The sequence below is a fragment of the Schaalia sp. ZJ405 genome, from assembly GCF_011038885.2.
Classification (GTDB): Bacteria; Actinomycetota; Actinomycetes; order Actinomycetales; family Actinomycetaceae; genus Pauljensenia.
This window is the reverse complement of sequence record NZ_CP064952.1, coordinates 2,125,450-2,140,735: the sequence shown is the minus strand read 5'-3', so window position 1 is coordinate 2,140,735 and position 15,286 is coordinate 2,125,450. Positions and strand designations below refer to the sequence as shown.

The 15,286-nt window shown below is 57.1% G+C and carries 7 protein-coding genes; all 7 read right to left on the bottom strand.

The window, feature by feature from the left end; genetic code table 11:
• Positions 1 to 241: 241 nt before the first annotated feature.
• Entirely contained in the window at positions 242 to 7,630 is a 7,389-nt protein-coding gene (locus G7Y41_RS09200; protein WP_196819505.1) for a Cna B-type domain-containing protein, read from the bottom strand.
• 277 nt (positions 7,631 to 7,907) lie between these two features.
• The gene (locus G7Y41_RS09195; RefSeq protein WP_165316363.1) at positions 7,908 to 8,753 is read right to left on the bottom strand and encodes a YwiC-like family protein; all 846 of its coding nucleotides are present in this window, start codon (positions 8,751 to 8,753) and stop codon (positions 7,908 to 7,910) included.
• A gap of 171 nt (positions 8,754 to 8,924) precedes the next feature.
• Positions 8,925 to 10,955 (bottom strand): acyltransferase family protein, encoded by a 2,031-nt coding sequence (locus tag G7Y41_RS09190; protein ID WP_165316362.1) that lies wholly within the window; start codon positions 10,953 to 10,955, stop codon positions 8,925 to 8,927.
• Positions 10,956 to 11,009: 54 nt separating this feature from the next.
• Positions 11,010 to 11,903, bottom strand: coding sequence for an alpha/beta fold hydrolase (locus tag G7Y41_RS09185; RefSeq protein ID WP_165316361.1), 894 nt, complete (start codon positions 11,901 to 11,903; stop codon positions 11,010 to 11,012).
• A 15-nt stretch (positions 11,904 to 11,918) separates the two neighbouring features.
• Entirely contained in the window at positions 11,919 to 13,106 is a 1,188-nt protein-coding gene (locus tag G7Y41_RS09180; protein ID WP_165316360.1) for a glycosyltransferase, read from the bottom strand.
• Positions 13,084 to 14,025: a hypothetical protein gene (locus G7Y41_RS09175; protein WP_165316359.1), complete on the bottom strand. Its 942-nt coding sequence runs from the start codon at positions 14,023 to 14,025 to the stop codon at positions 13,084 to 13,086. Before G7Y41_RS09175 ends, G7Y41_RS09180 begins: the two co-directional genes overlap by 23 nt.
• Positions 14,026 to 14,240: 215 nt before the next feature.
• Positions 14,241 to 15,212 (bottom strand): diaminopimelate dehydrogenase, encoded by a 972-nt coding sequence (locus tag G7Y41_RS09170; RefSeq protein WP_165316358.1) that lies wholly within the window; start codon positions 15,210 to 15,212, stop codon positions 14,241 to 14,243.
• Positions 15,213 to 15,286 lie beyond the last annotated feature (74 nt).

Genomic DNA, 15,286 nt, shown 5'->3' with positions numbered 1-15,286 from the left:
ACAGCAGTAGCGCCGAAGGTACGACACCACAATTCTCACCCGGGCACTAATTACCAGTCTAGGACAGTTCTAAAAAATTCACAGACTGAGCGGGAGGGTTTTTGCTGGTAGTTGGGGTTTTGGTGGGGGTGTGGGGTGGCTCCGGCAGGTGTTGTTCCTGCCGGGGCCACCCCCGTTGTGTCACTGCCTAGCGTGAGGGGGGTTGGTGTGCTGGTGATTCCTTCACGCTGTGTGTGGTGTGTTAGTCCTCCAAGCGTCGGCGGCGTCGGTGTCGTTGGGTGAGGAGTGTTCCGAGGGTGAGGAGGCTTGCTCCGAGTGTTCCTGTGATTAGGGTGTTGGTGCCGGTGTGTGCCAGGGTGGGGATTTTCTTGTTGACCACTGTGCCCAGGTCCACTGTTTCACCGTGTGTGGTGATCTGCGCGGACAACCTGTGGGTGGTGTTGCGGTATCCCTTGGGGGCGTGTGTTTCCACAACCGTGTATTTGCCGTAGGCGACCCTGGTGAACACAAGCGTGCCATCTTTACTGGTGGTTTGGGTGTCTGCGACGTGTCCGTCGTTGCGACGTAACTCAAACACAGCACCTGCTAGGGGTGTGCCGGTGTCACTGACCTTGGTGAGGGTGATGTTGCCGTGGATGAGGGTGTTGGTCACGGTGTATCCATCACCAGCACTCCCAGTAACAGCCGTGTCGTATCCCTTGACTGGGTCTTCAACAACCGTGTAGTGGATTTCTTTACCGGCGGTGTTGACGTCCACATTCGTGAACGTGCCCTTCCAGTTGGTGTCCTTGGTCAAGGTGATGCTGGTGGTGGTTGGCTTGTTGTTGGCGTACAAGCGCATCGTCACAGTTTCAGGACGCACACCATCCTTGTTGTCCGCATCCTCCCACACCTTCGACACCACAATGTCACGCTTGGCGGCCTTGTGGGTGTTGGTGACGGTCAGACCCGCCTTCATTGAACCGGTGTACTCAGCTGTGTATCCCTCGACCGCCTCTTCAGTCACGGTGTATTGGATTTCTTTACCGGCCTTGTTGGTGTCAAGACCAGTGAAAGTCCCAGACCACGTGCCCTCAGCATCCAGGGTGAGGGTCTTGCCCGTGTCCACACCGTTTGCGAGTAGCTTGATGGTCACTGAGTCTGGGCGAATAGCGTCTTGGTTATCCGCATCATCCCACACCTTGGTGACCTTAATGTCGCGTGTGGCGGCCTTGTGGGTGTTGGTCACGGTGTATCCATCACCAGCACTCCCAGTGATCGCCGTGTCGTATCCCTTGACCGGGTCCTCAACAACCGTGTAGTGGATTTCCTTACCCGCGGTGTTGGTGTCAAGACCGGTGAAGGTCCCAGCCCACTTGCCCTTAGCATCCAGGGTGAGGGTCTTGCCCGTCTCCACACCATCAGCAACCAGCTTGACAGTCACCTCGGTGGGGCGCACACCATCCTGGTCGTCCGCATCCTCCCACACCTTGCTGACCTTAATGTCGCGTGTGAACACCTTGTGGGTGTTGGTGACAGTCAGACCATCTTTCATCGAACCCGAATAGGACGGGGTGTACCCCTCAACCGCATCCTCAGCAATCGTGTAGTGGATTTCCTTACCGGCCTTGTTGGTGTCAAGACCAGTGAAGGTTCCAGACCACGTGCCCTCAGCATCCAGGGTGAGGGTCTTGTCCGTGTCCACACCATCAGCAACCAGCTTGATAGTCACCTCGGTGGGGCGAATAGCATCCTGGTTACCCGTGTCATCCCACACCTTGGTCACCGCAATGTCACGCTTGGCGACCTCGTGAGTGTTGGTGATGACGAACCCATCCGTAGCGTTACCGGTGATTTCGGTTCCATACTCCGGGATCGAGTCTTCGCTTACGGTGTAGGTGATGGGGTTGCCGTGATTGTCGTAGGTGGGCAGGTTGGTGAAGGAGAATGTTCCATCCCCGTTGGCATCTACTGGAATCATGGCACCGGTGGGGGTGCCGTTACTGATCAGACGCACCGTCGCTGTTGCGGGGCGCACACCATCTTGGTTGTTATTGTCCACCCACACGACGGTGCCACTGACCGTGATCGTGGGGTTCACCAGCGTGTTTGTCACGGTAAACGCGTGACCTTGACTAGTCACCGCGACAGTGTAGTCATGACCCCCAGCAGTTAACGTCCCCGTCGTGGTGACCAGCCCATTGTCGGTGACCTCACCGACCGTATAGACGATCTCACGACCACCATCGTATTGGGGTAGACCCGTAAAGGTGTGCTGCCAGTTATTCCCAGCATTGACATCCTGCTGTTGGGTAACCTGACCGTCGGCCAGTAGTGCAAGACGCACCTGGGGAGCATGATCGGGGAGAATCCCAGACCATGCTTTTGTTGCCGACACCGACACCTGACCGGTGATCGTGTTGGTCACGGTGAACCCAGTGGCTGCTGTGCCTGAGGTTACTGACTCATAATGATCAACCGCGTCTTCACCCACCGTGTAGTTAATGAGTTGACCAGCAGCCTTAAACTTCGCCAGTCCCGTAAACGAAGCTGTCCACTGGTTCCCAGCATTCAACTTCACCGACTTGCCAGCCACCGCAACACCATCAGCTTTAAGGCTGACCGTCACCGATGCTGGACGCAGGTTCTTCGCATTACCATTATCAACCCACACCTTCGACACCGGCACATCAACAACCGCAGGAACATGCGTATTACGCAGCGTCAGGCCGTCTTTCATCGATCCGGAATAGGACGGCGTGTACCCATCGACCGCATCCTCAGCCACGGTGTACTGGATTTCTTTGCCGGCCTTGTTGGTGTCAAGATCGGTGAAGGTTCCAGTCCACTTGTCATCAGCGGTCAGGGTGAGGGTCTTGCCCGTCTCCTCTTTGTTAGCAAGGAGCTTAACGGTGACCGAGCCTGGGCGAATACCATCCTGGTTGTCCGCGTCATCCCACACCTTGGTGACCTTAATGTCGCGCTGAGCAACCTTGTGGGTGTTGGTCACGGTGTATCCATCAGCAGCTGTCCCAGTGATTGCTGTGGTGTATCCGTCGACCTGATCCTCGGTGACCGTGTACTGGATTTCCTTGCCGGCCTTGTTGGTGTCGAGGCCGGTGAAGGTCCCAGTCCACTTGCCGTCAGCGGTCAGAGTCAGGGTCTTGTCAGTGTCTTTACCATCAGCGCGCAATTTCACTGTGACCGAGTCTGGGCGCACACCATCCTGATCACCTGCATCCTCCCACACCTTGGTCACCGCAATGTTGCGTGTGAACACCTTGTGGGTGTTGGTGACGGTCAAACCATCTTTCATCGACCCCGAATAGGACGGCGTGTACCCCTCGACCTGATCCTCGGTGACCGTGTACTGGATTTCCTTACCCGCCTTGTTGGTGTCGAGGCCGGTGAAGGTTGTTGTCCACTTACCATCAGCGGTCAGGGTTGCGGTCTTGTCTGTGTTCTCACCGTTCGCGAGCAGCTTGACAGTGACCGAGGTTGGACGAACAGCGTCCTGGTTGTCCGCGTCATCCCACACCTTGGTGACCTTAATGTCGCGCTGAGCTACCTGGTGTGTGTTGGTCACGGTGTATCCGTTAGCGGCTGTTCCGCTGACTTGTGAGGTGTACCCATCGGGTACTGTGGTTTCTTCAACTGTGTAGGCAATCTGTGTGCCTTGGGGGGTGTAGGCACGCAAGCCCTCGAATGTGGCTGTCCATCGGTTGCCAGCATTGAGCTTGACCGACTTACCAGCCGATGTGCCATCAGCTTTGAGAGTGATTGTCACTTCGCTTGGGCGGATGCCGTCTTGGTTGTTGGCGTCGTTCCATACTTTCGTGACCTGTACTGAGGTGCGGTCCAGAGCGTTTTCCACCGCAAGAGTGGCGTTAACCATGTCGCGGGTCAGCGTGACATCGTGCTTGGTTGTGGACCGGGCGTAGCCTGTGGGGGCGGTGATTTCAACGACCTTGTAGGCTCCCAGGGGAACATTGGTGAATATTGCTTTTCCTTGGGTGTTCGTGGTGACGTCTTGGATCACTTCACCGTTGGTTCCCGTGACCCGCTTGTCTGCCGTATCTGTGAGACGGAATACCGCGCCGGCCAAAGGAGAAGCCGCAGCCCCGTCTTCAGCTTTGGAGGTTTTCGTGATGGTGACCGTGCCAGGAATCAACCTGATAGCAACATTGCGCACCTGGGTTGGTGAGGACGAGTTGACTGTCGCAGCAGTTGTCTTCGCAGTGTTCTCAGAAATGGTGGCTGCGTCAATGTTATTACCGTTAACGCCGGTACCTGGGGTGGTGACGAAGTCCTCTGTCTGGGCTTTCAAGGCTTTGAGGCGGTAGGTTCCTGTGGCGTAGATGGTGGCGTCATAGGTGCCGTCAGCACTGGTGACGACAGCTGGGAGAATCTTGCCGCTGGGATCCTTCGCCGGAGTGCCGTCGTCGTTAACGATGTGGAGTTCGCGTCCGGCAAGCGGCTTGTCTGTGCCTGCCGTGTAGGACGAATCCCCATTAATGTCAACGAAATACCTGCCTTTAATGTGGTACTTCTGAATCTGTACCGTTGCGCTGTTCGCCTCGGTAAAAGTCTTGGTATCAGTGGAGTATGCGGTGGTGTTCACGGCTTTATCGGCGCCAGTGACGGAAATGTCCTTCAAGGATGTGTCTGTGGGCATACGTGAAGGAATGACGAGGGTGATGTCCGTTTTCGATGGGATTTCTTGACCATCTTTGAGGATGGCACGCACGGATTTCACGTGAGAGAAGTCGGTGACGTGCTCTGCGCTTACCCATGCGCCGTCGCGTACGGATTCAAGATCAGCGCCCTGTGGGGTCAGCTGGTAGGAGAACGCAAACTTCGCATTCACCTCCGGCGTATTCGCATCCTCTAAACTGCCAGTTAAACCGGTAGCGAAAGTCGACCCACGCTCGGGATAGGTTCCCGCAGCGCTGGCAGCAATCACGTGATCGCCTACGTAGGGCAAGACATCAACAATGGTGAGAGTCTTCACCGACGTCAGGGCCCCGTTATACACCAGCAGTTGATACGACAGATCGGACCCAAGATCACCGGTCACTTTGCTCGAGGTGACGCCATTAGCCGTGGCTTTCTTCGTCAGGACGAGCTCGAATGGAGGAGTGAATGTCAGTGTCGAAGTCTTCACCTGGAAGGTTTCGGTTGTGTCGCCGTCCTCGTCCAGATCAAGCGCATCCGTGTAAGGGAGCGTTGCTGGCGAAGTGACATCATTACCATCCCACACCATGTAGGTCGGAATCTCATTTGGGCCGCGTGTAGTTGTTGCTGTCGCTCGGAGCTTGAGGGTCACGAGGGAATAGGTGGCGACCGGCAGAGTTCCGTAGTCAACGATCACCGCTGTCTTACCGGTACCGTGATAGTTCGCAACCGTCTTGACAGTTGGAGTAGGTGTCCCCTTACTTCGCGAGTATAGTGTAAAGCCCTCGTATTCAACCCCATCGGGAAGCAAAGTCACGGTCTTCATATTCTGAATTTCCGTGAGAGGACCATACGCCGTCGTCGCTGATGTGTTGCCGCTGTTTGGCAATGTGGGACCCACCTGCAACGTGAAGGGATTCCCGCCCGTTTGATAGGTTACCGCGACATCTCGAGGCTGGCGATGGTCAACGGTTGGCCGAAGAGAGGCGATTCTGACAGTTCCGTAAGTCCGAGCGAAGTCCCCGTTTCCGATTGCGGCGGCGATGTTCTCCCGTAGCGTGAATGTATCAAAAGTTGGCGACGCTTTGAGACGTTCCTGCTCTGCCGTCGTCAACTTGGAGAGTGTTCTCACTGACAGGCGAGTGTTGTCGAAGAGGACGGGTTTCTCAAAGGCAAGAACAAGCTGGGTGAACTCACCTTCTGTTTGCTCGGTAATCGCGATATTGTCACCGAGCTGCACATGTTCCTTAATCAGCTGGCGAGTCCCATCCGCACGAACGCCATAGAGCTTCGTGTTACCTTTATTGACTCCCTCTTCAACGATCTTCTTATTCGCATTGATGATGTCGAGGGTGTCGCTATTTGTTCGCAATTCGCTATCGACTGTTGATGATAAACGGAAGGAAGAAAAATGGGCTTGAGGGTGAGTTTTCTCAGTAATAACTTCAGTGACTGAAGTGGTTATCCCGCCCCGGTATCGATCTTCTCCGGTAGGTCCGGACCCATTGTTTCGGTTTCCAAAATAAGCATGGTATCCAAGACCTGGATCGGTGAGATCTTTGGTACCGGCGTAAATATGCTCATTATGCCAAGCGTATTCCGTTGTAAAATAAGCCGAACTATTGGAAACATCATGCGCATAATAGATGGTTCCGGTTTTGTAGATGGATGCGTTGCCTGTCTGCTTGAAGAGTGAACGTGGGAAATGAAAATACTCCGTGCGGGAGTCAACTTTGGTGCCACCCGTGCCGTCGCTCTCGGCATTGACGTAGTAGTCAATGGTCACCGGAAGGTCTGTATCAAGAGGAGACCCGGAGAACAGAATCCCAAGATTATCTCGGAGGCTCGTCGACGTCTCGGAAACTCGTGAGAACTTCCCGAATGCGGCGTACTTATTTTGTGCATAAGAGCCCTTGAAGAACTTTGGACGAGATTCTATAAAGGTGAGTTCTTGGCGTCCATCGGGCAGATCTTTGACGGTGACACTCGGGGCGGGGAACTGGATTCGTGCGGTTGCGGGAAGAGTGACCACCATCTTGACGTTCTCAGGAACAACAAGTCCTTCGTTCGTCTTGTTTCCATTATCTGGAGAAATCGATAGAAAAAGAGCTGCCTGCTCTGGTCTTCCCTCGGGTATCACTGTGGCAGTTGGATCGGTCACCGTGACGGCGCGGGTATTCACATGCCCCTTCTCGCGGTCTGTGGTCCGAAACGAGGTGTCCGCCTGTGAATATGCGGTGTATCCGACGGCTTGAGGAGTATAGGTCTTGGAATCACTGGCAATTTCCGTGCCGTCAGCTGAGTAAAGAGTGGCATCCACGGTGAAGGTCTCGCCCGGCTTGGCGTAACGACCGTCGATCATAAAACTATAGGGGTAGGTGGAATCCACTCCTCCCGATAACGATGTGAAGCGGTATGTCACGTATTCATACTGCTCATCACTGCTTCGTTCGGTCGTTCCGGCCTGGGAATCAACAACTTTGACATCGGCGAGCTTATTCGTCTTTGGGATACGAATCCGAAGGTAGGGGTTCTTCAGTGAATAGTCCTTGCCTGAGATGTTCATGTTGACGACATCTGCGACAGTCTCATTCATCTGGTACTCGGTTTTGCCCTTTTCAATCCCGGTGGCAGTGAGGGTGCCAATGGTGACTGTGACGCGTGACGTGTCATCGGCCGCAGCTCGAGGAGTGCCGTCAGTCCGGGAACGCAGAGCCGGGGCAGGTGTGGGCGTGGGCGCTGTCGATGTGTCAGGGGACGAGGACGGATCAGGAGTTTCGCCACTGCGAGAGTCATCACCTGTCGAATCATCGGTCGCTGGCTCGGATGTCTCTAACGACGCAGAAGATTCCGCCGTAGCTGAAGGGGGAGTAGAAGAAGTTGCATCAGAGTCTGTTGCAACAGCCACTGCTGGCAGCCCCGCGAGGGCGATTGTTATGGCAACTAGGCCGGGCAAGAGCCTTTGTTTAATACTCAATCTTTTGTCCGTTCTCTCGCTGTGTGTTCGCAGCTTGGGTTCCGTTAACGACGCTCACGGCGTGGCTGCACAGTTTGTTGTCTTTTCTCATGAAAAATCAACTACCACGCTAGCGTCATCTCACTGAGAGTGTACGTGAGACCGTGATCGCGAGACGCCGTAAAGGCGTGAGCTTGCTACAGATCACGAAGCTACATGAGTGTGGATGCCACAGTGAGGGCAAAAAACCACGGAATTCTCACCGATCGGCGACTATCGCGCGGGGGAGCAGACCGGCTTATGCCAGGATGATCAACGCTGAGAGGACAATGCTCAGGACGATCTCGAGCATCCCAATGATGATCGGTTTGACTGGTCCGTGAGCGCGCTGCCACCGAGGGAATGCCCATGCCCGACACGCGATGATGACCCAGAGCACGCCGATGGGCCAGGACACAGCACCCCAAATTGTCGCTAAGAGGATGAGAACAGCGCTTGTGAGGTGCCAGAGCACGGATGCGTGTTCCCAGCGGTGATCGCTGCGCGCACGAATCATTGAGCGAACGAATGGAACTGTTCCAACGAAATAGGAACCAAGAATCGCAGTTGCCCGCCACAGCTCGGGTGTGGTCCTCAGAGGCGAGGGCGCTCCGACCACGCCCAAAGCGAAAACGGGGAGCATGAGGCTAGCGGCGGTCACTGTTGTCAGTCTGGCCAGAGGGGATCGCGGACGGCGGTGGAGAACTTCCCAGAGAGCCGCGACAAAAAGTGGAAGAAAGACGGGTGTCCACAGCAGGAGCATGGGGGAGCGGATGACGGTGATGAGCCCCGTCGTCGTCGCGATTGTCCCCCACGTGATGATTGCGGGCAGACAGGAGGGGCGCCGTTTTTTCGGAGTGAGGGCCCATCGTTCGATCGCTGTGAAGCAGAGGAATCCGGTCAGCCACGTGATGGGTAAAGAAGTGGCGAGGACGGGGTCGATGACCGCTAAGGTGTCTGCGGTCGCTGCGATGCTTCCCCTGTGGGCCAGCTGGGCGCCTACAAACGCGGGGAGGATGACCATTGGCCATGCGCCGTGCTGGTCCGAGATCCATCCGTTTCGTACCAGCGTCCGAAGTCGCCGCTTCCCGCGTGAGTGCGCCATAGAAAACACTCTACCCATCGGATGTGTCATCGTGGAATGGTCGATTGTCCCCGGGTCCCACTGGTTGAATGCATCTCCCCATTCAGGAGCGGTCGCAATTCACGCGCCGTGTGCGAAGACCGTTGACCAACGGGCACGTCGTCGCACGCGCGTCACGAAAGGCTAAGAGAATCACTCACCGACCAATGCCTGGCGAATCAGACGAGCGAACACATCCATCCCCTGCGCAGTCAGGTGTGTCCCATCGTCAACGATGTACTCCGGATGCCCCTCGCTAGCGCCGTGCCAGTCAATAATTCCCACGTTACTGAAACGAGCTGCTGTCTGACGTAACAACGCATTGTTCAGATCCTGGAAAGACAGCGGGGTGCGTGTGGTGATGAAATAGATCGGCTGTCCCGCCGCTTGATCAATATACGTCTGGATGTACGACTCATCGGGAATCTGCCCGTTCGCCCCCAAGGCAATGATCGTGACCTTGCCGGCATGTCCCTGGGCCACGTCCTCGGCAAAAACCTGCGCCCCGTCCCAGAACTGACGTGATACCTTGCCGTCGACGTAGGCATTGGGCAGATACGCATTGATCGTCGGCTGCGCGCCCAGGGTCACGGAATCGCCAATGATCAACGGATTCGCATCGCTGACACCGGTCGTTGAATCATAGGTCCAGTCCTGCGTTGGAAGATTCGTTGGGACCTTCTCTGCGATAGGTGTGACCTTCGGTTCCTCGGGAGCAACCGTGTCGGACTGAGCCACCTCAACAGGCGGAGTAGGACGACCCGACTGCACGGCATGACCACGAGCCGACTGCGCCGATTGAGTGAGCTCAGGACGCAGAGTCTCGGCCCTCGTCTGCGCAATTCCCTGCCAGTTCACCGGCGCGACAATTAACGCCAGCGTCCCCATCACCGATAGCGTCACCGTCAGCCAGCGCAGAGGAGGGGCCCATCGGGGAAGATTCCACTGCCTGATGCGCGAACGCAACGACTGTAGAGTCCGCCAAGGGCCGAGGTGAGTGGGAGCGGAAAAGCGCGACTCGTCCTCGTTCATTATTCCGGGGGACGAGGACGAGGTGGCAGACGCCTTGGCGGAGGCCGGCACTTTGGAAGTTGGGCGAGGGTTTTCGATGAGACGGTAGAAACCCTCGGAAACACAGGCGATGACGAGGAACTGGAGGATCCATTGCCACCAGGTCACATCCGTTGTGCGCGTCGCCGGATTCATCAATGTCAGCAGCGGATAGTGGAGCAAATAGATCGACAGGGATCGACGCCCCACGGCAGCTAACGGTCGTGAGGAGAGGAGACGGCCAAGGATGAAATTGGGTGAGCGAAGAGACAGGAGAAGGAAAGCCGTGGCAATTGCGACGCAGGCGAAACCCGAACGGAAGAGCACCGGTTGATCGCCACGCGCCGACACGAAGCCAAAAATGAGGACCGCCAAGGACGCTAGTGCAACAACTCGGGCAAAAAGAGTTGCGCGTTTCGTTCGAGGAGACACGAAAGCTGGGCGAATATCGTTGGCGGCGATGCCGGCGATAACACCGATGAGGAACTCGGCGGCGCGCGTGTCTGTTCCGTAGTAGATCCGTGAAACATCCGACATCGGTTGGAACAACAGAGCCATTGTCAACGTCGAAACGATGGCCATAGCCCCGAGGATGGGGAGGCGCTGCTTGCGGTCTGTCAGACGCGTGATTGCCATCAACACCAGCGGTAAAAGGACGTAGAACTGCATGAGTATCGCGAGATACCACAGGTGTGTGAGGGGGGAGGGAAGTCCCGCGTTGTCGAAGTAGGAGACGTTGCGGAAGATGTAGGACCAGTTCGTTGAAAAAAGCACGGACGCCAGCGCGTCTCGTTGAACCTTGGGGAAAAGACTGGGGGAGAAGGTGTAGGTCAGGACCGCTGTGATCGCAATTGTCACCACCGTCGCGGGGAAAACACGTCGGATTCTCGCCCAGATGAAACGCGGATACGACCATTGACCGGTCGCTTGGGCACGAAGAATTGAACGCGTTGTGAAGAAGCCCGCGACAACGAGGAAAACCGTGACCCCGAGGAAACCACCCTCAAGCATCGGCGGCCTGGTGTGATAGAGGACCACGGCGATGATTGCCAACGCTTTGACCCCGTCAATCGCACGGTTGCGAGGACGGGAAGCAGATGAAGGCGTCGATGGTGAGAGGTTCTGAGACATCATGTGGGAGTGTAAGTTGTAGCCGGGGTGATCAACAGAGTGTGTGACTGACTGCGCTCATCGGGCGAGGACACGCGGAGAAAGAACTGCGATGGGTTGCGTCGTGAGAAACCAGCGGTGGACGGCCTCGGCAGCCACGTCAGCTGCCTCAAAAGGAATCAGATGACCGATACCCCGCACGAGGCGATAGGACGCATCTGGAAGATCATTGACCAGCAGCTGCTGATCCTCCACGGGGTTGAGATCATCACGGTCACCCCCAAGGACGAGGACGGGCAGGCTCAGACCATCAACAAACTGCAGAATGTGAGCATCGGCTGAGGTGTCAAAAGACTCGATCGCCGCGCGCGGCGAATTGAATGAGTCGGCGCAGCGCACATGCTCATCAACGACGGCTCGATGCATCCCCGGTTCGTCACTCTGAGCCATGATGTGGCCGCTGATGCGGGCGTATATCCGCGAAGCCAGCAGAACATCGGACAAGGACGCGGGAAGGACGCGGGCAGCGCCGTAGTAAACACTCAGGAACTTGACACCGAGGGCGTTTGGCCCTTGCCTCATTGACGTGACAATCGGATTGACGAGGACGGCTCCCGAGCACGCAAGTCCGCGAGAAATCGCGGCCGTGACGATCACTGACCCCAATGAATGTCCCAGAAGAATCGGAGGTGCACCTGTGGGACGGAGTGTCTTTGTCACCGATACGAGCCAATCGGCAAAAGCGTCGATCGTGTGCGCAACCGGCAGTTCGCTCGATGCCCCGCAGCCAGGAAGATCAGGGACCAGGACATGAAATCCCAGACGACCCAGGCGGGCCGCAAGTTTCTCAAGACCCGAATGTGTTCCGCGAAAACCATGAACCGCGATAATCTGCGGATTCCCCGGAGTTCCGTAGGAGTAAATGGCGGTCCGTGAACCGCCTGCGGTGATGAAATCCTCGATTGGATGCATGCTCGTCCTCGTCCCTCACCGTGTCAACTGGTGTTCGTGGGTCTGCAACGCCGCTGTATAGACGTCAACAATTCGGCCCGTTAGGTGGCTTTGACGGAACTGAGTGGGGGCTAAGGCCCCGTCAGTCAACGTTCCGGCATACCACAGGGCGGTGACGTATCTGAAAGTGTCGGCGAACGCCTGAATGGACTCGTCGGCAACCCGATGGCACCAGGCTTCCGGCAGATCCTCAGCAATCTCGGGGTCGCGGACAATGACGGGCGTGCCCACACTGATCGCTTCGTACACCGTGAGCCCCTGAGTCTCATATCCGATGGAACTCTGAAGAACGGCATCCGCCAGGGCCATTGCCTTCATGACATCATCGTGGGACACGCTCCCGTGGAAGGCCACGCGATGAGAGATTCCCAGAGCTGCGACAAGGTTCACGCAGGCGCGTTCTTCGGGACCGGAACCGTAAACATGCAGCTCAGCGTCGACGCGGGAAGCCGCGAATGCGCGGATCGTGTCAACCAGACGTTTCTCCTCACTGACCCGGCCAGGCCAGACGAAAATCGGGCGTGAATGAGGGGATCGAGGAAGAGCGGCGGCGCTGTCAATCTGTCGGTCATCAACGCCGGTCGGAATCACCGTGAGTTCGCGTGTCACGCCGTAGGAACGCAGGCGCTTGGCGAAATGCTCAGTTGGAACGATCACGCGGTCAGCAACTGCGGCGAACGCGCGGACGTAGGACGACATGTCGTCAACATCCGCCTGCATGTAGTGGCGCTGAGCAGCGAAAAGCAGCGGGAATACGAGGCGAGCACAGGGAACCACAGCGGGAAGTCCAACCTCGATGTTCGTGTGCATCGTGTGGACAAGAGGGATGTTGTGGCGTTGCGCGAAGGCGTATCCGTTCCACGCGCCCCACACATCCGCCTGAATGTGGACAAGATCAACCGGGGGAAGCGGCTCGAACTTGGCGTCAATTTCGCGATCCCACATTCCTCCCGCGAGATGGAATGCGTGGTCACCGAATTGAAAGGACCGCACAGTAATGTCCTCGGGACGTGAATACTGCGGTGACGGCTTGCACTTGGAATCCGGTGAACACACGGTGACGGTGTGTCCGAGTTGCTCAAGGTAGTGACGCTGAAGTCCCAGGGAGACTTGAAGCCCGCCGAGCGTTGCGGGATGCTGATCACTGAAGAATGCGATGTGCATCGTCAGAGGCCTCCTTCACTGCGGGAAGATGCGGCGGCTCGGGGTTGAGAGTTTCTCCGAGGTCGCTGGTCCTCTTGAGATTTCGCATGCCGATGACACCGCCGATAGCGATGGTGCCGCAAATAATGAGGACTGTGGCCGAACCGGTGGTCAGTGCGCTCTCTTTGAGGACGAGCGTGCCGATGATTGCGGCAGTGATTGTGTCGGTAATCGTTAAGCCCGCGACCACTGTTGGAGCCGGAAGTGCCTTGTGTGCCAGCTGCAATTGCGCGATGGCGATGACGCCGCCAATGGCAATTGAACCGATGGCCAAAAGAGCGAGCGTTCGGGTGAAGACATCGGAAAAACCATCGCGAACAACGAGCCGGACAAGGACCTTGAAGACCGCGGTGATTGACCCGAACTCTGCTGCGCCAACAATGAGGCCGAAAAGCCTGGAGGGGCGATCCGTGCGTGTCCTTCCCACGAGGGTGACGACAGCGCCAATCGCAGCGATTCCCGCTTGAATCGCCAGGGCCCTTGGGAGTTGGCCGTCGTAGTTCGCATGCCCCTGAGCACCCTGGTGAGTGGCGATAACGGAGATGAAACCGAGGATCCCGATCATGGAGGCGATGACGGCTGCGATGATTGCTCGGGTCAGTCGGATACGCCCGACCGCTGCTCCGAAGACGGCTGAGGCTGCCAGCGCAACGATGCTCATGGATTGGATTGCGCTGATCGGAGCCAAAGCCAGAGCAATGAAGTTCGTGCAGATCGCCGTGCCCAGGAGGAGCATGCCGAGAATCCACCGTGGGTTGCGCAGAAACACCGTCCATCTTCCGCGCGCGACGTAGACGGCGCGCGACTGCATTTCCGAACCGCTTGCCAAAAGGACGGCTCCCAACAAGGCGACGGCAAGGCCAAGAAGGAAATTGGTCATCCCACGCAGGCTCCTGTCGTCAACTCGGTGATGTGATGGGCTGTTACAACTGGCTATTTTAGAGCCCCTTCTTGGCGTAACGACATCTCCGGGCCGCGATCAGGGAAGAGTCAGGGGAACCCTGAGGGTGAAAGCGCCCCCATCTGCACTGATGTGCATGGAACTGCCGTGGTCCCCGTGACCCTCGTGTGCAACACGCGCCAGCGGCGTGGTGCTCACAGTAGATGCGAACGCAAGTCCTCAGGAGAACTGGAGGAGAGCTCGGAGACTGTGAGATCGAAGATCGTGAACGCGCCCGTCAGGCCAGCGCGCGCCTTGCGGACACACGCGCGAGCGGTCGCAACAAGAACTGACCCCGTGAATTCCGGGTTGGAATCGAGATTCAGGCCGAACTCCACCATCTGAGAAATCCCCTCAGAGGTATGTCCGCGGCGAATCACTTCGCCACCGTGGGGCATTCCCGCGTGATCTCGTGCCAACTCATCGGCGGAAATAAAGGCCACCGTTGTGTTGTAGTCGGCGAAGTAGTTCGGCATCTGCGCGATCTCACGTTCGATGCGCTCGCGGTCCGCGCCGTCCTCGGCAACGACGTAGCAGACGCGGGTATGCATGGTGCGCGGCGTGAGTTCCCCGGCGGAACCATCCTTCACCGCGGCGACGGTTGCCTCGACGGGAATCGTGTATTGACGGGCATCGACAACACCGTCGATTCGGCGGATGGCATCGGAATGACCCTGCGAAATTCCCGGACCCCAGAACGTCGTTGTCTCTCCCTTGGGAAGAACGGCCTCGCCCAGTCCACGAAGCAGCGAGAAGAGCCCCGGATCCCAACCGGAAGAAATCACCGCAACGGTGCCCGCTTCACGGGCGGTGGAATCGAGGGCGGCGAAATGCTCGGGAATGCGGGCGTGAGTATCGAATGAATCGACAGTGTTCACCAGACGCGCCGTCTGAGGACCCTGAACCTCGAGGTCGGAGGCGGAGCCGCCGCAGTTGATGAGGACGTCGAGGGAGTCAGCGTGGTCAGCAAGGGAATCGTAGGGGAAGACATGGGCTCCCTTCGTTGTGACAGTCGACGGATCTCGGCGCGTGAACACGGCAACGAGTTCCATGTCGGGGGCCAATGACAGCGCCTGCTCGACACCGCGTCCCAGGTTTCCGTAGCCGTTAATTCCTACTCGAATCATCGTGCACCCTCCCGAACTTCTTGAGAAAATATCTGTGCTTTGACCGTTACATTAGTTGGCTTTTACCCTGTGCC

Coding starts and splice junctions, on each gene's coding strand:
- G7Y41_RS09170 (WP_165316358.1), bottom strand. CDS start 15,212: ATGATTCGAGTAGGAATTAACGGCTACGGAAACCTGGGACGCGGTGTC.
- G7Y41_RS09185 (WP_165316361.1), bottom strand. CDS start 11,903: ATGCATCCAATCGAGGATTTCATCACCGCAGGCGGTTCACGGACCGCC.
- G7Y41_RS09195 (WP_165316363.1), bottom strand. CDS start 8,753: ATGGCGCACTCACGCGGGAAGCGGCGACTTCGGACGCTGGTACGAAAC.
- G7Y41_RS09190 (WP_165316362.1), bottom strand. CDS start 10,955: ATGATGTCTCAGAACCTCTCACCATCGACGCCTTCATCTGCTTCCCGT.
- G7Y41_RS09180 (WP_165316360.1), bottom strand. CDS start 13,106: ATGCACATCGCATTCTTCAGTGATCAGCATCCCGCAACGCTCGGCGGG.
- G7Y41_RS09175 (WP_165316359.1), bottom strand. CDS start 14,025: ATGACCAATTTCCTTCTTGGCCTTGCCGTCGCCTTGTTGGGAGCCGTC.